Annotated in this window: 18 protein-coding genes and 1 pseudogene; 8 read left to right on the top strand and 11 right to left on the bottom strand. The window is 73.7% G+C overall.

The window, feature by feature from the left end; translation table 11 throughout:
* Window positions 1-180 precede the first annotated feature (180 nt).
* Both ACFY04_RS14370 and ACFY04_RS14365 read left to right on the top strand, forming a co-directional pair.
* A complete protein-coding gene (locus ACFY04_RS14370; RefSeq protein WP_389116667.1) occupies window positions 181-1,623 on the top strand; it encodes a GuaB1 family IMP dehydrogenase-related protein in 1,443 nt (480 codons plus the stop codon).
* A gap of 260 nt (window positions 1,624-1,883) precedes the next feature.
* A complete protein-coding gene (locus tag ACFY04_RS14365; protein WP_389116665.1) occupies window positions 1,884-2,411 on the top strand; it encodes a sigma-70 family RNA polymerase sigma factor in 528 nt (175 codons plus the stop codon).
* Here the strand turns inward: ACFY04_RS14365 and ACFY04_RS14360 are convergent.
* From ACFY04_RS14360 to ACFY04_RS14325, 8 genes are all read right to left on the bottom strand, one after another.
* Window positions 2,381-5,173: a LuxR C-terminal-related transcriptional regulator gene (locus ACFY04_RS14360; protein ID WP_389116663.1), complete on the bottom strand. Its 2,793-nt coding sequence runs from the start codon at window positions 5,171-5,173 to the stop codon at window positions 2,381-2,383. The two genes, ACFY04_RS14365 and ACFY04_RS14360, sit on opposite strands and share 31 nt — an antisense overlap.
* Before the next feature lie 58 nt (window positions 5,174-5,231).
* Window positions 5,232-6,473: a sensor histidine kinase gene (locus ACFY04_RS14355; RefSeq protein WP_389116660.1), complete on the bottom strand. Its 1,242-nt coding sequence runs from the start codon at window positions 6,471-6,473 to the stop codon at window positions 5,232-5,234.
* Window positions 6,470-8,200 carry a cation acetate symporter gene (locus tag ACFY04_RS14350; protein WP_389116659.1) on the bottom strand — a complete coding sequence of 577 codons (1,731 nt, stop codon included), beginning with the start codon at window positions 8,198-8,200 and terminating at the stop codon, window positions 6,470-6,472. Before ACFY04_RS14350 ends, ACFY04_RS14355 begins: the two co-directional genes overlap by 4 nt.
* A 116-nt stretch (window positions 8,201-8,316) precedes the next feature.
* Entirely contained in the window at window positions 8,317-8,592 is a 276-nt protein-coding gene (locus ACFY04_RS14345) for a hypothetical protein (protein ID WP_389116658.1), read from the bottom strand.
* A gap of 208 nt (window positions 8,593-8,800) precedes the next feature.
* Window positions 8,801-9,640 carry a LytR/AlgR family response regulator transcription factor gene (locus ACFY04_RS14340; protein WP_389116656.1) on the bottom strand — a complete coding sequence of 280 codons (840 nt, stop codon included), beginning with the start codon at window positions 9,638-9,640 and terminating at the stop codon, window positions 8,801-8,803.
* Window positions 9,641-9,771: 131 nt separating this feature from the next.
* Window positions 9,772-10,755 (bottom strand): SCO0930 family lipoprotein, encoded by a 984-nt coding sequence (locus ACFY04_RS14335; RefSeq protein ID WP_389116975.1) that lies wholly within the window; start codon window positions 10,753-10,755, stop codon window positions 9,772-9,774.
* 118 nt (window positions 10,756-10,873) lie between these two features.
* Window positions 10,874-11,890, bottom strand: coding sequence for a GDSL-type esterase/lipase family protein (locus tag ACFY04_RS14330; protein WP_389116974.1), 1,017 nt, complete (start codon window positions 11,888-11,890; stop codon window positions 10,874-10,876).
* A 136-nt stretch (window positions 11,891-12,026) separates the two neighbouring features.
* Entirely contained in the window at window positions 12,027-12,260 is a 234-nt protein-coding gene (locus ACFY04_RS14325; RefSeq protein WP_389116655.1) for an SDR family oxidoreductase, read from the bottom strand.
* Between the two features lie 323 nt (window positions 12,261-12,583).
* Here ACFY04_RS14325 and ACFY04_RS14320 point away from each other — a divergent pair, with 323 nt between their 5' ends.
* Both ACFY04_RS14320 and ACFY04_RS14315 read left to right on the top strand, forming a co-directional pair.
* Window positions 12,584-14,068, top strand: coding sequence for an amino acid permease (locus tag ACFY04_RS14320; RefSeq protein ID WP_389116653.1), 1,485 nt, complete (start codon window positions 12,584-12,586; stop codon window positions 14,066-14,068).
* A 16-nt stretch (window positions 14,069-14,084) separates the two neighbouring features.
* Window positions 14,085-14,540, top strand: a complete 456-nt coding sequence (locus ACFY04_RS14315) for an Lrp/AsnC family transcriptional regulator (protein ID WP_007262967.1) — start codon at window positions 14,085-14,087, stop codon at window positions 14,538-14,540.
* Window positions 14,541-14,562: 22 nt separating this feature from the next.
* Here ACFY04_RS14315 and ACFY04_RS14310 read toward each other — a convergent pair whose 3' ends face one another.
* A complete protein-coding gene (locus ACFY04_RS14310) occupies window positions 14,563-15,273 on the bottom strand; it encodes a GNAT family N-acetyltransferase (protein ID WP_389116651.1) in 711 nt (236 codons plus the stop codon).
* A 172-nt stretch (window positions 15,274-15,445) separates the two neighbouring features.
* On the opposite strand from ACFY04_RS14310, the gene ACFY04_RS14305 reads away from it, so the two are divergent.
* From ACFY04_RS14305 to ACFY04_RS14290, 4 genes are all read left to right on the top strand, one after another.
* On the top strand, window positions 15,446-15,568 hold the full coding sequence (locus ACFY04_RS14305; protein ID WP_389116649.1) for a cell envelope biogenesis protein OmpA: 123 nt from the start codon (window positions 15,446-15,448) through the stop codon (window positions 15,566-15,568).
* Between the two features lie 87 nt (window positions 15,569-15,655).
* Window positions 15,656-16,054 carry a hypothetical protein gene (locus tag ACFY04_RS14300; RefSeq protein WP_389116647.1) on the top strand — a complete coding sequence of 133 codons (399 nt, stop codon included), beginning with the start codon at window positions 15,656-15,658 and terminating at the stop codon, window positions 16,052-16,054.
* A 189-nt stretch (window positions 16,055-16,243) separates the two neighbouring features.
* Window positions 16,244-17,044: a carbon-nitrogen hydrolase family protein gene (locus ACFY04_RS14295; protein WP_389116646.1), complete on the top strand. Its 801-nt coding sequence runs from the start codon at window positions 16,244-16,246 to the stop codon at window positions 17,042-17,044.
* A gap of 43 nt (window positions 17,045-17,087) precedes the next feature.
* Window positions 17,088-18,785 (top strand): flavin monoamine oxidase family protein, encoded by a 1,698-nt coding sequence (locus tag ACFY04_RS14290; RefSeq protein WP_389116644.1) that lies wholly within the window; start codon window positions 17,088-17,090, stop codon window positions 18,783-18,785.
* Between the two features lie 77 nt (window positions 18,786-18,862).
* Here the strand turns inward: ACFY04_RS14290 and ACFY04_RS14285 are convergent, their stop codons facing one another.
* Both ACFY04_RS14285 and ACFY04_RS14280 read right to left on the bottom strand, forming a co-directional pair.
* Window positions 18,863-19,456 carry a hypothetical protein gene (locus ACFY04_RS14285; RefSeq protein ID WP_389116642.1) on the bottom strand — a complete coding sequence of 198 codons (594 nt, stop codon included), beginning with the start codon at window positions 19,454-19,456 and terminating at the stop codon, window positions 18,863-18,865.
* Window positions 19,457-19,505: 49 nt separating this feature from the next.
* Window positions 19,506-20,145: pseudogene (locus ACFY04_RS14280) on the bottom strand (DUF5995 family protein).
* Window positions 20,146-20,182: the final 37 nt, after the last annotated feature.

The following is a 20,182-nucleotide window of genomic DNA, read 5'->3' as shown; positions in this document are numbered from 1 at the left end:
TATCCCGCGCGCGCCCCGGGACCAAGGTTCCGTAGGAAACGACCACCCGGCCCGGCCCGTCCTGGACGATCAGCCCGGGCGGTGTGAACGCCAGGTCGTGGGAGAATGAAGTACGTGCGTTTCCTCGGCTGTCCTGCCGGGGCGTAGACGGATCCTTCGATCGACTGGGATGTTCAGCACGTGCGTTTCCTCAATGACCTGAAGCCGCCGTACGACCTGACGTACGACGATGTGTTCATGGTGCCGAGCCGCTCCGCGGTCGGTTCCCGTCAGGGTGTCGACCTGTCCTCGCCCGACGGAACCGGCACCACCATTCCCCTCGTCGTGGCCAACATGACCGCCATCGCGGGCCGCCGGATGGCCGAGACGGTCGCCCGACGCGGCGGAATCGTCGTCATCCCGCAGGACATCCCGATCGAGATCGTCACCGACGTCATCTCCTGGGTGAAGACCCGCCACCACGTGCTCGACACCCCGATCACGCTGGCGCCCACCCAGACGGTCGCCGACGCGCTGTCCCTGCTGCCCAAGCGCGCCCACGGCGCCGGAGTCGTCGTCGACGCCGAGGGCCGCCCGGTCGGCGTCGTCACCGACCACGACCTGACCGGTGTCGACCGCTTCACCCAGCTCTCCGAGGTCATGTCGAAGGAGCTGCTGCTCATCGACGCCGACATGGACGCCCGCGAGGCCTTCAACCAGCTCGACACCGGCCACCGCAAGCTGGCCCCGGCCGTCGACAAGGACGGCAAGCTCGTCGGCATCCTCACCCGTAAGGGCGCCCTGCGCGCGACGCTCTACACCCCGGCCACCGACGCGAACGGCAAGCTGCGCATCGCGGCCGCCGTCGGCATCAACGGTGACTTCGTGGCCAAGGCCAAGCAGCTGCTCGACGCGGGCGTGGACACGCTCGTCATCGACACGGCGCACGGCCACCAGGAGTCGATGATCAACGCGATCAAGGCCATCCGCGCCCTGGACCCGCAGGTCCCGATCGTGGCGGGCAACATCGTCGCCGCCGAGGGCGTCAAGGACCTCATCGACGCCGGCGCGGACATCATCAAGGTCGGTGTGGGCCCCGGCGCCATGTGCACCACCCGCATGATGACCGGCGTGGGCCGCCCGCAGTTCTCCGCGGTGCTGGAGTGCGCGGCCGAGGCGAAGAAGTACGGCAAGCACGTGTGGGCCGACGGCGGCGTCCGTCACCCGCGTGACGTGGCGATGGCGCTCGCCGCCGGCGCGTCCAATGTGATGATCGGCTCCTGGTTCGCCGGTACGTACGAGTCCCCGGGCGACCTCCAGCAGTCCGCCGACGGCCGCCTCTACAAGGAGTCCTTCGGCATGGCCTCCGCCCGCGCGGTGCAGAACCGCACGAGCGAGGAGTCGGCCTACGACCGGGCCCGCAAGGGCCTGTTCGAGGAGGGCATCTCCACCTCGCGCATGTTCCTCGACCCGGCCCGCCCGGGCGTCGAGGACCTGATCGACTCGATCATCGCGGGCGTCCGCTCCTCGTGCACCTACGCCGGGGCCGGCTCCCTCGCGGAGTTCGAGGAGAAGGCCGTGGTCGGCATCCAGTCCGCCGCCGGTTACGCCGAGGGCAAGCCGCTGCACGCCAGCTGGAGCTAGGCCGTCTCTGTCACGTGGCCCCGGCCCGTCCCTTCGCGGATGGCCGGGGCCACGTGCGTTCCCGGGCGCGCCGCCGCTGCTGGGGCTCCGCCCCAGACCCCGCTCCTCAAACGCCGGGGGGGCTGAAAGACAGCCGGGGCGACCGTTCGGCGCGGGGAACGACCGTTCGGCGCAGGCCGGGTCCGGATACGCCAAGCGGCGGATAACTCCGGGGCACCGGGCCGTCACGCTGAGGTGACCCGATCTGGAAGGGGCACCCCGTGACCAGAACCGACCCGCACGCCCTCGCCCGGCTGCACAGCGAGCACGGCAAGGCCCTCTACGGATTCCTCCTCGGCCTCACCTTCGGCGACCGCCAGCGCGCCGAGGACCTCCTGCAGGAGACCCTCTTCCGGGCCTGGACCCACCCCGAGGCCCTGGAGAGCGGCCACGCCTCCATGCGGCCGTGGCTCTACACCGTCGCCCGGCGCCTCGCCATCGACGCCCGTCGGGCCCGCCTGGTGCGGCCCGCCGAGGTAGGGCCCGACGCCCTCGACCACTCCCCGGCCGCCGACGACCACACCGAACAGGCCGTCGCCACCCTCGACGTCCGCCGGGCCCTGCGACTGCTGAGCCCCGAGCACCGCGCCGTGCTCGTGCAGATCTACTACCGCGGCGCCTCCGTCTGCGAGGCCGCCGCGGAGCTCGGGGTGCCCGCCGGCACCGTGAAGTCCCGTACCCACTACGCCTTACGGGCCCTGCGCGCCGCCATGCCCGGCTACGGACCCGGCGGCCGTGCCGCCGCCTGAGCCGCCACCGCCGCCCGCGAACGGACCTGCAGTTTGGCCAGGATGTGCGACACGTGCGTCTGCACCGTCCTCGGCGAGAGGAACAGCACGCTCGCGATCTCCGGATTCGACCGGCCCTGTGCCACCAGCAGCGCCACCTTCAGCTCGGCCGGGGTCAGCGCCTCCCAGCCGCTGGCCGGTCTGCGCCGCGCCGACCGGCTGCCCCGGCGCACCCCCAGGCTCCGCAGCCGGGCATCGGCCCGGGCGATGTCCCACCGGGCACCCGGACCCTCGTACACCGCCACCGCACGCGTCAGCGCCGACCGCGCCCCCGCCAGATCCCCGTGCCAGGCCCGCGCCACCGCGAGGTCCTCCAGGGTCTGGCCCAGCACCAGCGGCCACCCGCCGCGCTCACCGCGCTCCACCGCCTGCTCCAGCAGCTCCGGATCCTGCGCGAACAGGCCCCGGCAGCGCAGCAGGGCCAGCGCCGGCCCCGGATACTCGGCCCGCGCCCGCGCCGAGCGCGCGCAGCACTCCACCGCCGCCCGGGCCGTGGCGCTCTCCCCGCACTCCAGCGCCAGCCGGACGATCTCCGACAGCACCCAGGGGCGCTCGTACACCACCTCCTCCTCCACACCCTCCGCCAGCGCGGGCAGCAGCGCCCCCAGCGCGTCGGCCGGCCGTCCGTCCCGCTCCGCCAGCAGCGCCCGCGCGAGCAGTACGTGGGCGGCGTAGCGGCGGGCCGTGGGCGTGGCGAAGGCGTCCGCGGGCAGCTCCGCGAGCCCGGCCCGCGCCGCCTCCCGCTCGTCCCGGTGGCCCAGCACCAGCGTCCGCAGCCCGTGTACCACCACCGGCAGCCAGCCGTCCGAGATCGGCAGCCGGCCCGCCCGCGCCACCCCGGCCAGGGCCGTGTCCCAGTCGCCGAGCCGGTAGTGGAACTCGGCGAGCCGGGCCTCCGTCACCACCAGCCGCCCGGTCGAACGGGTCGCCGCGGCCAGCTCGCGCGCCTCCTCCAGCGCAGCGGCCACGACCACCGGCTCGTCGAAGCGCATGTGCCCCTCCGCCTGGTTCGCCAGCAGCAGCAACCGCATGTCGTTGGCCTCCGGGCTCCGCCGCGCCCACCCGATCCCCTCCGCGACGTGCCGCAGCGAGGCCCGGCCGCGCCCCAGGTGGAACAGCGCGTACGACGCCGCGTGGTGGGCCTCCGCCCCGCACAGCGGATCGCGCAGCCGCCGCGCGGCCGCCACCACCGGCCCGGCCAGCGCGTGGGCCTCGGCCGCCCGGTGCAGATCGGCCAGGGCCAGTACCCGGCAGGCCTCCAGGCGCAGCCGCAGGGCGACGGACGGGAACTCCTCCGCCAGCGCCCGCTCGGTCACCTCCAGGGAGCGGGCCATGTCCCCCTGGATCATCAGGGCGGAGACCAGCTTGAAGTCGACCGAGGCCCGCCGGCCGGGGTCGGTGGTCCGGGCCCGCAGGGCGGCCAGGAGCTCCACCGACTCGGGGCGGCGCAGCATCAGCGCGGCGTCCGCGAGCCGTTCCTCCAGCGCGTCCCGGGTCTCCCGCTCCCGCGGGTCGCCCTGCGCGATGGCCCGCTCCAGCAGTTCGGCCGCCGCGTCCGGGGCGCCCGCGATCAGCGCCGGGGCCGAGTCCGCCAGCCAGCGCACCGCCCAGGGCGTCAGCAGGCCGCCGCCGAGCAGCTGTTCGGCGGTCCGGGCCGCGGGCAGTCCCGCCTCGGCGAAGACCTGGGCGGCGTCCTGGTGCAGGGCCGCGCGCAGGGCCGCTGGGGTCTCGGCGTACAGCGCCGCCCGCAGGGCCGGGTGGCGGAAGCACAGCCGGCCGCCGGTGGCGTCCGCCAGCAGCCCGGCCGACAGGGGCTCCGCCAGCTCCGTGAGCAACTCCCGGGCCGGCCTGCCCCGTACGAGGGCCAGCTCGCGGACGGTGAAGGCCGGACCGAGCAGCGCCGCGTGCCGAAGGGCGGTGCGCGCGGGCCCCGGCAGCCAGGCCAGTCCCCGCGTCACGGAGGCGGGCGGCGGCGGCAACTCCTCCTCCGGCACCGGAAGTTCCGCCCGGCCGTCCTCGACCCGCAGGAGCCCGGACCACTGCGCGAGCAGATCCCGCAGCAGCCGCGGGTTGCCGCCCGACTGCCGCGCCGCCTCCCGCAGCCGGGGTCCCGGCTCCGCCCCCAGCAGGTCCCGGACCAGCTCGTCCGTCTCCGCCGTGGACAGCGGCTCCAGCCGGAGCGTGCGCCCGCCCGGCGTCGCGCACAGCGGCTCCAGCTCGGGCCGGCCCGGCAGCGGCCGCCGGGTCACCACCAGCAGCAGCGGCAGCTGGCCCGCCACCGCCCAGCCCGCCAGGCGCTGCCACAGCAGCAGGCTGGCCGGGTCCGCCCAGTGCGCGTCGTCCAGCACCAGCAGCAGCGGCCGCCGCGCGCACCACTCCTCGACCCGGGCCGTCAGCAGGTCCATGGCGGCCAGCAGCGCACCACCCGGCCGTGCCGCCTCCTCGGCCTCCCGCAGCAGCGCGACGGCGGCCGCCCGGTCCGGGCCCCCGGGGTGCAGGCAGTCCAGCGCGGCGCGCAGCGGCAGCTCCGCCCCGAGGGCGTCGGCCGCCGCGTACCGCACCCGGCAGCCGAGCGCATGCGCCCCGGTCAGGGCGCCGCGCACGAAGTCGGTGCGGCCCGCGCCGGGCTCGCCCTCCACGATCAGCAGGGCTCCGCGGCCCTCCGCACCCCCGCGCACCCATTCCCGTAACTCGTCACGCTGCTGCTCTCGCCCGACCCGCACGTCGGCGATTCCCTCCGGTCACGTCGCGCCGGTCACAGGATGCCACGCCGACGGGCCCTCAGAGCCGCGGAGGCTGGTGTCCTGACGGTGAACTGTGCACGCCCACACGGTACTTGGGAATGCGCAGGGTGACCTTCATGCCCGCCCCGACCCCCGTCTCCATCACCGGACCGTACGCGTCCCCGTACACCTGCCGGATCCGCTCGTCGACATTGGGCAGCCCGATCCCGGAGGAGCCGCCGTGCTCCCCGGCCAGGATCCGGCGCAGCAGCGCCGGATCCATCCCGACCCCGTTGTCCTCCACCGTGATCACCGCCTCCGCGCCCGCGTCCCGCGCCGTGATCGTGATCCGGCACTCCTCGGTGGAGTCCTCCAGCCCGTGCTTCACGGCGTTCTCCACCAGCGGCTGCAGGCACAGGAAGGGCAGTGCCACCGGCAGCACCTCCGGCGCCACCTGCAGGGTCACCTTCAGCCGGTCGCCGAACCGGGCACCGGCCAGCGCCAGATACTGCTGCACGGAGCGCAACTCGTCGGCCAGCGTGGTGAAATCACCGTGCCGCCGGAAGGAGTACCGGGTGAAGTCCGCGAACTCCAGCAGCAGCTCCCGGGCCCGCTCCGGATCCGTGCGGACGAACGAGGCGATCGCGGCCAGGGAGTTGAAGATGAAATGCGGGGAGATCTGCGCCCGCAGCGCCTTGATCTCCGCCTCCATCAGCCGGGTCCGCGACCGGTCCAGCTCGGACAGCTCCAACTGCACCGACACCCACCGGGCGACCTCCGTGGCGGCCCGCACCAGCACCGCCGACTCGCGCGAGCCGTACGCCACCAGCGCGCCCAGCATCCCGTCCTCGCCGGTGAGCGGGGCCACCACCGCCCATTTCAGCGGACAGTCGGGCCGCTGGCACTCGGTCCGCACGCTCTGGCTGCGCCCCGACGCCAGCATCACCGCCACCCGGGCCATCGCCCGGCGCTGATGGTGGTCGGCGCCCGGACCGTCCCAGGCCAGCACCGACTCCCGGTCGGTGAGGCACAGCGCCTCCGTGCCCAGCAGCGACCGCAGCCGCCGGGCCGCCTTGCGGGCGGCGTCCTCGGTCAGCCCGGCGCGCAGCGGGGGAGCGGCCAGCGACGCCGTGTGCAGCGTGTGGAAGGTGGCCCGCTCCACCGGGGTCCCCAGGTCCATCCCGGCCGCCCGCTCCCCGCGGCGGGCGTGCCACCGGCCCGCAGCCCAGCCCGCAGCCAGCAGCAGCACCGCACCCGCCACCGCCGGCAGCGCCAGGACCGCCGGCGCCACCCCGGTCACCGCAGACCTCCCGCCCGCTCCCCGGCCACGACCTCCGGCAGGTGCAGCCGGGCCAGGGTGGCCGCCGTCCCCGCCGGGATCCGCGACCGGGTGGCCAGCGACACCGCCACCATCGTCAGGAACCCGAGCGGCACCGACCACGCCGCCGGCCACGCCAGCAGCGTGTGCGTCCAGCCCGGCGGCGCCAGATCGGCCCGGGTCGCCAGCACCGCGCCCAGCGCCGCCCCGCCGCCCGTCACCAGCCCGGCCACCGCACCCGGCGGGGTCAGCCCGCGCCACCAGATGCCCAGCACCAGCAGCGGACAGAACGAGGAGGCCGACACGGCGAAGGCGAGGCCCACCGCGTCCGCCACCGGCACCTGCGTCGCCGCCACGCTCCCGGCCAGCGGCACCAGGATCGCCACGACCGCCGCCGAGCGGAAGCTGCGCACCCCCCGCGCCGGCAGCACGTCCTGGTGCAGCACCCCCGCCACCGCCATGGTCAGCCCCGAGGCCGTCGACAGGAACGCCGCGAAGGCACCCCCGGCCAGCAGCGCACCCAGCAGCTCGCCGAGCACCCCGCCGAGCATCCGCCCGGGCAGCACCAGCACCGCGGCGTCCGCGTCGCCGGTCAGGGCGAGCTCGGGGGTGTAGATCCGGCCCAGTGCCCCGTACACCGGCGGCAGCAGATAGAAGACGCCGACCAGCGCGAGCACGACCAGCGTGGTGCGCCGCGCGGTCCGCCCGTCGGGGCTGGTGTAGAACCGCACCGCGACGTGCGGCAGGCCCATCGTGCCGAGGAAGGTCGCCAGGATCAGCCCGTACGTGGCGTACAGCCGGTACTCGCGCAGCCCGCCGGAGGTCGGCACCGACCAGGTGGACACACCGGGCCGCGCCTCGGCCCGGGTGTCCGGAACCGGCGTGTCCGCGGCGAACTCCAGCCGCGCGTGGGCCCGTACGGAATGCTCACCGGCGGCCAGGGTCAGCGGCACCGACACGTAACCGCGCCCGTCCACCTGCCCCGTCACCGTCACCATCAGCGGATTCGCCACCGACAGCCGCACGTCCTCCGCGACCGTCACCGAGGTGTGCTCCCGGAAGACGGCCGGTGCGTCGAAGGTCGCCCGCGGCGCGCCGTCCCCGGCCCAGGCCGCGATCAGGAAGAAGGCCGGCACCAGCAGGGCCGTGAGCTTCAGCCAGTACTGGAAGGCCTGGACGAAGGTGACCGAACGCATCCCGCCGCACCCCACCGCCACCGTCACCACGAACGCGACGACCAGCCCGCCGACCCAGTGCGGGGCCCCGGTCAGGATCTCCAGCGTCAGCCCGGCCCCCTGCAACTGCGGCAGCAGGTAAAGCCAGCCGACCCCGACCACGAACAGCACCGCGATCCGGCGCACCACCAGCGACTCCAGCCGCGCCTCCGCGAAGTCCGGCAGCGTGTACGCGCCCGAGCGGCGCAGCGGGGCCGCCACCAGCACGAGCAGCACCACGTACCCGGCGGTGTAGCCCACCGGGTACCAGAGCATCTCGGGCCCCTGGAGCAGCACCAGCCCCGCCACCCCGAGGAAGGACGCGGCGGACAGGTACTCGCCGCTGATGGCCGCGGCGTTCAGCCGGGGCCCCACCGTGCGCGAGGCGACGTAGAAGTCGGACGTGGTCCGCGACATCCGCAGGCCCAGCGCGCCGACCAGGACCGTGACCAGGACGACGACGGCGACCGCGGTCAGCGCGTACGTCTGGTTCACCGGGCGGTCCTTCGGCTGGAGGGGGGTGTCCGGAGTCTACGCACGCCCCCTGACCGGGCGACAGGCTCGATTCGGACCCACCGGAGCCGCCGGATCCGCCCGGCCGGACGACCCCGTCAGAGGGCCGGGTCGCGGTGCTCCGCGCAGTCGCGGAGGGCGATCTCCAGCTCCACGTACGACTCCTCCGCGCGCCGGAACGCCAGCGTCAGGGCCGCCTCCGCGCGCGGTGGCACCTGCTCGCGGACCCCCTCGCGGGCCTCGTACAGGATGTCGGCCCAGCGGGCGGCCGCACTGCGCAGCCGGGCCAGCAGCGCCTCGGCCTCGGCGGGCCCGGCAGGCCGGGCCCGGGGCAGCCCGCTCAGGGCGTCGACCAGCGCCTGGATCTCGGACATCTCGCTCCTCCCGCGCCGGAAGATCCACGATACGAGAGGGGCGACGGCACCGAGGGCCGATCGGGCGGCGGTGCGGCCGACGGCTCCGGCGGATCGCCGTACGCCCCTCCCGGCGCGACGAACGGCGCCTCCGAGCGCCGGACGGTCGGGCGCGAACGGCCCGACGGCGTCCGGGGAACGGCCGGGGAGCGGCCGGGAGCGGCCGGTTTCAGCCGGTCGCCTTCCGCATCAGCAGGTCCCGCAGCTCCCGCGCGTGCCTGCGGCTCACCTGGAGCTCCGCCGCCCCCACCCGGACACTGGTGGTCCCGGCCTCCAGCCGGAGCTCGTCGATCCGCGCCAGCGCCACCAGATGACGGCGGTGGATCCGTACGAACCCGCGCGCCGCCCAGCGCTCCTCCAGCGTGGACACCGGGATCCGGACCAGATGGCTGCCCTCGTCGGTGTGCAGGCGGGCGTAGTCGCCCTGCGCCTCGACGTAGGAGATGTCCGCGATCGCCACGAAGCGGGTGACCCCGCCCAGTTCGACGGCGATCTGGTCCGGCGCGCGGTCGGCGACGGTGACCTCGGCGACCGGGCGGCGCGGCGCCGGCACGGCCTGCGCGCCCGCCACCGGGGCGCCGGCGGGTGCCACCGCGGCCGCCGGGCCCTCTTCGGACCGGCCCAGCTGCTCGCACGCCCGCCGGACGGCCTCGGCCAGCCGCTCCGGGCGCACGGGCTTGAGCACGTAGTCCACGGCCTTCAGGTCGAAGGCCTGTACGGCGAAACCCTCGTGGGCGGTGACGAACACGATCAGCGGCGGCCGCGCGAACCCGGCCAGCAGCCGCGCGATGTCCAGCCCGGTCAGCCCGGCCATGTGGATGTCCAGGAACACCACGTCGATGCCGTCGGCCCCGTCCGGGCCGGACTCCAGCGCCCGGGTGACCCGGCGCAGGGCCTCGGTGGCGTCCGAGGCACCTTCCGCACTGCGCACCCGGGGGTCCGAGCGCAGCAGGTAGAGGAGTTCCTCCAGGAGCGGCTTCTCGTCGTCGACGGCCAGTACGCGCAGCATGCGGCCGAGTCTAGAGAGGACTCGGCCGGGGCGGAACGGGGAAGGAGCGCGGCCCCCGCCCAGGGGGGATGAGGGCGAGGGCCGCGCGAACGGGGTGGGGGGAGTGAGGGGATTGAGGGGAGGGGCAGGGGCTACTGGACGGTGATGAGCTTGCCGTCGGGGGACACGGCGTACCAGGTGCCGCCCACGCCCTGGCCGTTGACGTCGCCGGGCTTCTTGTCACCGGTGAAGGTGTAGACGGGCCAGCAGTCGACGCTCTGCTGCTTCTGGCCGTCCGGGCGGTTGAGCACCGTGTAGTTCTTCTCGACGATCCCCTTGTCCTGGGCCTTCTCCACCGGCGCGACGACCGGCCACTTGGTCAGGCAGTCGCCCACGCACTTGGAGGTCATCGGCCACTGGGTGTCCGGCTTGAACCGGTAGACGGTCATGCCCTTGCCGTCGACGATGTGGTCGCCCAGCTTGGGGTCCTTGGCCACCGACAGCTTCCCGTCGGCCTCGGCGCCGCCGCCCGCCTCGGCCCCGCCTGCGGCCGGGGCCGCGGGCGCCGCCCCCTTCGCGGCCTTCTTGCCGTCCGCCGCGAGCGCGAACCACACCCCGCCGACGCCCTGGCCGTTGACGTCGCCCGCCTTGGCGTCCTTGCTGTAGCGGTACGCGGGCCAGCCGGCCACCGTCAGCTGCTTGCTGCCGTCGGTGCGCACCACTTCGCCCAGCAGCGCCGGGTCCATGCCCGCGGCGGCGGTGGCATCGCCCGCGGCGACCACCGGCCAGGTCTTCTCGCAGTCGCCGTCGCAGTTCGACTTCGGCGGCTTGGCCGTGTCCTTGTCGAAGCGGTAGAGGGTCATCCCGGCGCTGTCGGTGAGGACCGAGCCGATCTGGTCGTTGGGGGCGATCGCCAGCTGCCCGGCCGGCTTGGCGCCCGAGGCGCCCGAGGCGCCCTCAGCGCCGTCGGAGCCGTAGGCGCCGTCGGCGGCGGCCGGGGCCTTCCCCTGGGCGGCGGCGGCCCCGACCGGCTTGGTCGTGTCCGCGGCCTTGTCGTCGGTGGGGCCGCAGGCCGTCGCCGCGAGGACGACGACGATCGCGGCCGCGGCCAGGGTGGTTCCGCGCTTGATGCCCATCTTGATCTCTCCCACTCGTGGTGTCCTTCGTGTCCGCCACCGTGATGGCGTCAACTCTGCCCAGGACACGCCGCGGTGGGGGAGATCTGTTCACCTTGCCCGGTGTGGGCTGTTTCACTCACCCCGCGCCGAACCCGGCGCGCCGCAGAGCCGTGGCCACAGCGAGGCCGAGCACCTGATGTCCGCTGTCGTTGGGGTGCAGCCCGTCCGCCAGGTGTTCGGGACCGAGCAGGTCCCGGCCTGGGAGCACGGCGAGCCGGTCGTCCCCCGCGGCGATCCGGTCCCGGGTGGCGCGCTCCATCGCGTCACGCAGGGCGCCGAGGGTGGCGCCCAGCTTGTTCGGGGTGCGCTCGGCGTCGGGCCGCAGGACGGGGGAGACCAGCAGGATCGGGGTCCGCGGGTGCCCCTGGCGGACCAGTTCGAGGAACGCCCGCGTGGTCTCGTACAGCAGGGGAGCCGAAAAGGGCACCCGCGACCAGCAGTTGGTCCCGAAGGCGAGCGTGAGGACGTCGGCGGGCAGGCCCGCGAGCTGTTCGGCGGTGGTCAGCTCACCGCGCGCGGCCCCCGCGTAGCCGAGGTTGACGGTGTCCCAGCCGAGCGCCCGGCCGGTGACGGCGGGCCAGCCGTGCGCGGGGCGGGTGGACCACCAGCCCTCGGTGATGGAGTCGCCGTGCACCACCCAGCGCGGGGCGGGCGGCGCCGGGGTGAGCGGGCCGCCGATCCCGCGCAGTCCGAGGATCAGCGGGGACTGGGTTTCGGGCGGGTGGATGGTGAAAGGGCCGGTGCCGCCCCCCAGGCCGATCCGTACGACGGCCTCGGCGGCCGGGTCGGTGAACACCTCGTTGACCACCCCGTGCCGGTCCCACAGGGCGAAGCCGTGCGCGAGGTCGCGCAGCGCGTCGGTGGGGCCGGGCACGGTCGCCCGGTAGCGGACCTCCACCGCCCGCGCGGTCTCGGTGGTGAACTCCAGCCGGACGCCGATGGGCAGGGTGGAGCGCTCGCCGGTGTCCCAGGGCAGCCGCATGGTGTCGGCCGGATCGGCGCGGACCGGCCGCCCCCGGTCCAGCCAGGCGACCCCGCGCAGGAAGGGCAGCGCGTCCTGCCAGGGCTCCGGCTCGTCCGGGTGGCGCTGCAGCCCGGCCGGCCACGTCGGTTCCGTCGGCCCGGTCGGCAGTCCTGGTCCTTCCAGCCCCGCCGGCCCTCTTGGTCCCGCCGGTCCTGCTGGCCCCGCTGGTATCACTGGTCGCCTCCGATCGTCGGATACGGGAACTTCAGGCCGACCCCACCGCCCACCACGAGCGCCTGCCCCGGCCCAGCGGGGCGTTCTCCGTGGTGCGCCGCCGTCCCCCGGCGCCCGGCAGGGCGGCGACCCGCGGGGTCCACGCCACCCCCGGTGCCACCGCGTTCACCCGTACCCCGCTCGGGCCCGGTTCCACCGCCGCGGCGCGGACCAATGCCATCAGGGCCTGCCCCGGCGGCCCCGTACGCGCTCCGGGAGGGTCCATGGCGGCACGCTGCGGCAGATCTGACGAAGTGTCAATAAACGGGGCCCGAGACGGCCTGCGCAGCGATCGATCATCCCTACGCAACAAACGACTGTCAGTGACGGATCCGCGCAACGATCGTGCGTCAATGTGCAAGGATGGTCCATTACGGGCGGTATCACTCAGCTCGTAGGCTCACTCGCTGTACGTGGAGTGGCGCGGATCGCCTGCTCGGCGGTCCCCCATGAGCAGACCCTTCTTCCGACGGGCCCTGCCCTGCTCCGGATCGTCGCGGTCGACGCCTCCCCTGACCTCCCCGATCCGCAGTGACAAGGAGTCCCCTCGTGCTCGACCACGGCCAGGCGCCACCGCTCGCCTCCGAGGCCCACAGGCCCGTCAACCCGCTGCTCCGCCGCAAGCCGGTGGAGCAGTTGGTCTCCGAGGGCGGCCAGGGTGAGGGCGGCGCGCTCAAGCGGTCGCTCACCATGTGGCAGCTGACCATGATCAGCATCGGCGCGACCCTGGGCACCGGCATCTTCGTCGTCCTCGGCGAAGCCACCCCGATCGCCGGCCCGGCCGTCTTCATCGCCTTCATCGTCGCGGGCCTGACCGCGCTCTTCTCGGCGCTCTCCTACGCCGAGCTCGCGGGCTCGATCCCCGTCTCGGGCTCCTCGTACTCCTACGCCTACGCCACCATGGGTGAGCTCATAGCCTGGATCTGCGGCTGGTGCCTCGTCCTGGAGTACGGCGTCTCCGTCGCGGCCGTCGCCGTCGGCTGGGGCCAGTACCTCAACGAGCTGCTCGACGGCACCCTCGGCTTCACCATCCCCGAGGGCTTCTCCGCCCCGCTGGGCGAGGGCGGCTACATCAACATGCCCGCCCTGGTCGTGGTCCTGCTCTGCATGGTCTTCCTGCTCCGCGGGGCCAAGGAGAGCGCCCGGATCAACTCGATCATGGTCGCCGTCAAGATCGTGACGCTGGTGCTCTTCTGCGTCATCGGCTTCATGGGCATCAAGGCCGGCAACTACACCCCGCTGGCCCCGCTCGGCGTCACCGCGATCAGCACCGCCGCCTCCATGCTGTTCTTCTCGTACATCGGCTTCGACGCCGCCTCCACCGCCGGTGAGGAAGCCAAGAACCCGAAGAAGGACCTGCCGCGCGCGATCATGCTCTCGCTCGCCATCGTCACCGCGATCTACTGCCTCGTCGCCTTGGTCGCCGTCGGCGCCATGCCGTGGCAGGAGTTCGAGGGCAGCGAGGCCGCCCTGGCCCAGATCATGGAGAACGTCACCGGACACTCCTTCTGGAGCGTCATCCTCGCCGCGGGCGCCGTCGTCGCCATCGCCAGCGTCGTCTTCGCCGTCCTCTACGGCCAGACCCGCATCCTCTTCGCGATGTCCCGCGACGGCCTGATGCCCAAGGCCTTCGCCAAGGTCGACCCGAAGACCGGCACCCCCCGCGTCAACACGATCATCGTCTGCCTCTTCTGCGGACTGCTCGCCGCCTTCATCCCGCTGGGCGAGCTGGCGAACGCCACCAGCATCGGCACGCTCTTCGCCTTCGGCCTGGTCAACGTGGCCGTCATCATCCTGCGCAAGACCCGCCCGGAGATGAACCGCACCTTCAAGGTCGCGCTCTTCCCGGTCACCCCGATCCTGGGCTTCGTCCTCTGCGCCTACCTGATGACGGAGCTGCCCGGACTCACCTGGCTGTACTTCGGTGGCTGGATGGCCGTCGGGCTCGTGATCTACTTCTTCTACGGCATGCGCCGCTCCAGCCTGGCCACTGTGGCCGCCCTGGCCGCCACGGCCGCGGAGGCCGCTGAATAGAAGTGATTCACCCCCCGTGCGACTGAACGATCTCGACGAACGCATCGTGCACGCCCTCGCCGAGGACGCCCGCCGCTCCTACGCGGACATCGGCTCCGAGGTCGGGCTCTCCGCGCCCGCCGTCAAGCGGCGCGTGGACCGGCTGCGCGCCGAAGGCGCCATCACCGGCTTCACCGTCCGCGTGGACCCGGCCGCCATGGGCTGGGAGACCGAGGGCTTCATCGAGATCTACTGTCGGCACAACACCTCGCCGGACGACATCCGGCGAGGACTGGAGAGATACCCCGAGGTGGTGTCCGCGTCGACCGTCACCGGCGACGCGGACGCCCTCGTCCAGGTCTTCGCCTCCGACATGCGCCACTTCGAGCGGGTCCTGGAGCGCATCGCGGGCGAGCCGTTCGTGGAACGCACCAAGTCGGTCCTCGTCCTCTCCCCGCTCCTGCGCCGCTTCACCTCCGGCGCGCCGGCCTGAGGGCCGTCCCGCAGACCGTCCCTTACGGAGCAGGGGTGCGCAGCCCCAGGAACAGGGGGCTGCGGCGCAGGGTGAAGCCCATCGACTCGTACAGCCGCACGGCCCCCGTGTTGGCCGCCGCCGCGTGCAGGAACGGGCGGTCCCCGCGCTCACGGACCTCCGCGGCGACCGCGCGTATCAGCCGGGCCGCCAGGCCCCGGCCCCGGTGGTCCGGGTGGGTGCACACCGCGCTGATCTCCGACCAGCCCTCCGGCCGCATCCGCTCCCCGGCCATCGCGACCAGCCGGCCCTCGTGACGGATCCCGAGGTACGTGCCCAGCTCGACCGTCCGGTCCAGGAACGGGCCCGGCCTGGTCAGGCCCACCAGCTCCAGCATCTCCGGTACGTCACCGAGCCCCAGCGCCACCGCCTCCGGCGCCGCCCCGGCCCGTACCCCCCGGCCGTCCAGCTGCACACCCGGAACCGTCACCAGCGTCTGCCACCCCGGCGGCGGGGTCAGCAGCCCCGTCACCCAGACCTCCTCCCCGGGACCGGCCAGCGCAGCCAGATCCGCCCACGCCCGCGGGTCCTGCGGATCGGCGAGCGCCGAGAACGGGGACGTGTCCAGCGTGTAGCGGGCCGCCAGACCCGTCGGCGCGAACTCGGCGAAATCGCGGTGCGGCCCGGTCAGCGCGGCCCAGACCGGATTGTCGAGTACTTCACTGCCGCACAGCGTGCCGCTCTCGGGGGACATGGGTGCAGGGCTCCTTCCATAGGCGACGGCGTCCGGGTCGTGACCGCCTTCTTGACGGCCCCGGGCGCCGCCACGAGACTGCGGGGGACGGCCATGACGGACAGCGCCCGCCACCGGAAGCCTAACCAGCACCGGACGGGGGCGGCCGAGGACAGGACGGGGGTGGGCGGCGGTGGACACGGCCCGGACGGCGGACACGGACACGCGATCCCGCACCCTCCGGCGCTGGTGGCTCACCCGGCGCCTGCACATCGACCTCCTGCGGGTGTGCAGCGCCTTCGGCCCGCGCGGCTGACCCCCCTCAGAGACGAGTGACCCGGACCGGGCGCGCGCACCGCGCCGCCCGGGGCCCAGCCGTGTTGTCCTCCACCCCAGGAGAGTCATGTCGCACACCGTCCTGCCCCGCACCCCGCTGCCCCGCACCGCTCCCGCGCCCGCCCCGCGCGGCCGCATCGGAGCCGGTTTCTCCCCCGTACCGCACCGCTACCACCTCTACCTCCGCGCCGGCTGTCCCCACTCCCTGCGGGTGACCGGCACCCTCGCCGAGCTGGGCCTGACCCACTCGATCACCGCCACCGTCCTCGGTACCGACCCCCGGGCGGCCGGGTACACCGCACTGCGGCTGGCCTACGAGGCCACCGGCCACCACTTCGACGGCGCCCTGACCGTCCCGGCCCTCGTCGACACCTGGAGCGGCCGCGTCGTCTCCGGCCACACCCCCGACATCCTCGACGACCTGCGTTTCCTGGCCGCCCACCCGGCCTTCCGGACCGGCTCGTAGCAGGGAGCGCAGCAGGGGCCGTACGGGGTCCACGAGGGGGCCTGGGGGCGCCCGCGCAACGAATCGCCGCGTCGGTCGGGGAACACGCAACGAATCGATGCGCGGAGCGCAACGCTCACGGCTTGTCCGGGTCGAACGCGCGAACGTACCGTTTTATGACCCCCTCCCCGCCTGTCACAGAGGTAGCCCATGCCCCCGCTGCGCACCGCCCTCCTCCAGAGCTCCGGCGTTCTCGGCGACACCGCCGGGAACCTCAAGGCGCTCGACGAGGCAGCGGCGCGCGCCGCACAGAGCGGGGCCGGGCTCCTCGTGACCTCGGAGATGTTCCTGACCGGCTACGCGCTGGACCTCCAGGACATCCCCGGACTCGCCGAAGCGGCCGACGGCGCCTCCGCCCAGGCCATCGGCGAGATCGCCCGCCGCCACGGGATCGCCGTCCTGTACGGCTACCCGGAGGGCGCGGACGGCGTCGTCTACAACGCCGCCCAGCTCATCGGCCCCGACGGCGCGGCGCTGGCGAACTACCGCAAGACCCACCTCTTCGGCTGCTTCGAACAGGACGCCTTCACCCCCGGCGACACCCCCGTCGTCCAGGCGGACCTGAACGGCCTCCGCATCGGCATCATGATCTGCTACGACGTGGAGTTCCCCGAGAACGTCCGGGCGCACGCGCTCGCCGGCACCGACCTCCTCCTGGTGCCGACCGCGCAGATGCACCCGTTCCAGTTCGTCGCCGAACAGCTCGTCCCCGTAAGGGCCTTCGAGAACCAGATGTACATCGCGTACGTCAACCGCACCGGCCCGGAAGGCGAGTTCGAGTTCGTCGGACTCAGCTGCCTGGCGAGCCCCGACGGGGTCACCCGGACCCGGGCCGGCCGCGGCGAGGAGCTGGTGTTCGGCGAGGCCGACCCCGAGCTGCTGTCGGCCTCGCGCGAGAACAACCCGTACCTGCGCGACCGCCGACCCGGGCTCTACGCCTCCCTCGTCTGAGTCCCCTTCTTCCCCCAGCCCTGCCGCAAGGAGACGTACCCCCATGACGTCCACGGTGCCCACCACCGCCGTCCCGCACAGCGACGGACAGCCGCCGATCACCATGTTCGGTCCGGACTTCCCGTACGCGTACGACGACTTCCTCGCCCACCCGGCGGGCCTCGGCCAGATACCGGCGACCGAGCTCGGCACCGAGGTCGCCGTCATCGGCGGCGGGCTGTCCGGCATCATCTCCGCGTACGAGCTGATGAAGATGGGCCTCAAGCCCGTCGTCTACGAAGCCGACCAGATCGGTGGCCGCCTGCGCACCGTCGGCTTCGAGGGCGCCGAGACCGAGGGCCTCACCGCGGAGATGGGCGCCATGCGCTTCCCGCCGTCCTCCACGGCCCTGCAGCACTACATCGACCTCGTCGGCCTGGTCACGGAGCCCTTCCCGAACCCGCTCGCCGAGGCCACCCCCTCGACGGTCGTCGACCTCAAGGGCGAGACGCACTACGCCGAGACCATCGCCGACCTCCCGCAGGTCTACCGCGACGTGTCCGCCGCATGGAACGCCTGCCTCGACGAGGGCGCCGACTTCTCCGACATGAACACCGCGATGCGCGAGCGGGACGTCCCGCGCATCCGCGAGATCTGGGCCAAGCTCGTCGAGAAGCTCGACGACGAGACCTTCTACGGCTTCCTCTGCAAGTCGGAGGCCTTCAAGTCCTTCCGCAAGCGCGAGATCTTCGGCCAGGTCGGCTTCGGTACGGGCGGCTGGGACACCGACTTCCCGAACTCCATCCTGGAGATCCTGCGCGTCGTCTACACCGAGGCCGACGACCACCACCGCGGCATCGTGGGCGGCTCGCAGCAGCTGCCGCTGCGCCTGTGGGAGCGCGAGCCGGAGAAGATCGTGCACTGGGCCCAGGGCACCTCGCTGTCCTCCCTGCACGGCGGCACCCCGCGTCCGGCGGTCACCCGCCTGCACCGCACGGCCGGCAACCGCATCACGGTCACCGACTCCTCCGGCGACATCCGCACGTACCGCGCCGCGATCTTCACGGCCCAGTCCTGGATGCTCCTGTCGAAGATCGAGTGCGACGACACGCTGTTCCCGATCGACCACTGGACGGCGATCGAGCGCACCCACTACATGGAGTCGTCCAAGCTGTTCGTCCCCGTCGACCGGCCGTTCTGGCTGGACAAGGACGAGGAGACCGGCCGCGACGTCATGTCGATGACGCTGACCGACCGGATGACCCGCGGCACGTACCTGCTGGACAACGGCCCGGACAAGCCCGCCGTCATCTGCCTCTCGTACACCTGGTGCGACGACAGCCTCAAGTGGCTGCCGCTGTCCGCGAACGAGCGGATGGAGGTCATGCTGAAGTCCCTCGGCGAGATCTACCCGAAGGTCGACATCCGCCGTCACATCATCGGCAACCCGGTCACCGTCTCCTGGGAGGACGAGCCCTACTTCATGGGCGCGTTCAAGGCCAACCTCCCGGGCCACTACCGCTACCAGCGCCGCCTGTTCACCCACTTCATGCAGGACCGCCTCCCCGAGGACAAGCGCGGCATCTTCCTCGCGGGCGACGACATCTCCTGGACGGCCGGCTGGGCCGAGGGCGCGGTCCAGACCGCCCTCAACGCCGTCTGGGGGGTCATGCACCACCTGGGCGGCTCCACGGACTCCACCAACCCGGGCCCGGGCGACGTCTACGACGACATCGCCCCGGTCGAACTCCCCGAGGACTGATCCTCCGGGTACCAAGGCCACGGGCCGTCCCCGCGTGAGCAGCGCGGGGACGGCCCGTTCTCATGCCCCGGGTCCGGTCAGCACTGCCAGAGCAGCGCGGCCCGCCCGCAGGGGGCGCACGCGTGGGCGTAGGCCCGTCCCGAGCCGAAGTTCATGGCGGTGGTGGGATCCGGCCCCTCCCGCAGGCCGGCCACGAAGGTCATCGGCCGTGCGCAGCCGGGGCAGTCGGGCGTCTCGTCGCCCTGGAGCCAGTCGGGTTCGCCGCCGAGCGAGCCGAGGACCGCCCGCCCGGCCGGTGCCGTGCCGTCCGGCTCGGCCGGGACGGGTACGGCCGCGCGGACGGAGCCCAGCCCGAGGACGTCCGCGTCCGCGTCGGGCGCCGGTACGGACACCAGGTCCCCGGCGGGCAGCAGCAGGGCCAGGTTGCCGCCCGCGGCCGGGCTCCACTGCTCGCACCGCCCGGGCCGGTGGGCGCACATGAACAGGGCCAGCACGCCGGGCCCCGCAGGTGCGGTGTCGCCGAGCACGATCTGGCCGAGGAACTGGAGCGGTCCCGCGCACAGGCGGCACACCGGCCACACGGTTCCGGCGGGAGCCGTCGGCACCCCGCCGGTCCGGCTGACCTGGGCGTCCGCGGCTACCGGCCCGCCGTCGAGGAGAAGCGTCGTCATACGGCGAACCTATCCGGCGGCCGACGGCGACCCGGGGGCGCCGGGCGTCTCAGCCCCGCGGGGTCAGCAGGCAGCGGCCGACCAGGCCCACGCCCGCGTCGAGGGAGTCCGTGAACTCCTCGGCCAGCTCCGGCGCCCGGCGCAGCGTCCACAGCAGGCGGGCCGCAGACCAGGCCCCGGCGCGGGCGCGCTCCAGGCTCCACGAGCCGACCAGGTGGGTCAGCGGGTCGGCGATCTCCAACAGGTCCGGGCCCGGCATCAGATCCTCCCGGATGTGCTCCTCCAGGGAGACCAGCGTGTCGCCGACCCGGTCGAAGTCCGCCTCCAGGGCCCGCGGTTCACAGTCCAGCTCACCGCACGTGGCCACCACCGCCAGCGCCAGGTCATGGCCGATGTGCGCGTTGATCCCGGCCAGCGCGTGCTGGAGCGGACGGATCCCCGGATGGCGGCGGTACTGCAGCAGGGGGCGCCAGCAGGCCGGGGCCCGGTCCGCCTCCACCGCCGTCAGGTACCGCTCCGCGAACCGCACGCTGAGCGTCTCCGCCCGCCGGGGCGCCGGGAACCCGCCGTGCTCGATCCGCCGGTGCAGGGTCTCCGTCACCGTCAGGTAGACCCGGTTGAAGACGGCGACACCGTCCTGCGGCGGGAGCCGCTCCTCCAGGGCGCATCCGCGCCAGCACCGCTTCCATGGGGGCAGAGTCGCAGGCGCCGACGCGGATCCGGGGA

Origin of the sequence: Streptomyces sp. NPDC001549 (assembly GCF_042894025.1) — a bacterium.
Classification (GTDB): Bacteria; Actinomycetota; Actinomycetes; order Streptomycetales; family Streptomycetaceae; genus Streptomyces; species Streptomyces kutzneri.
Note: the sequence above shows the minus strand (reverse complement) of the source record. Positions and strands in the feature narration are given on the sequence as shown.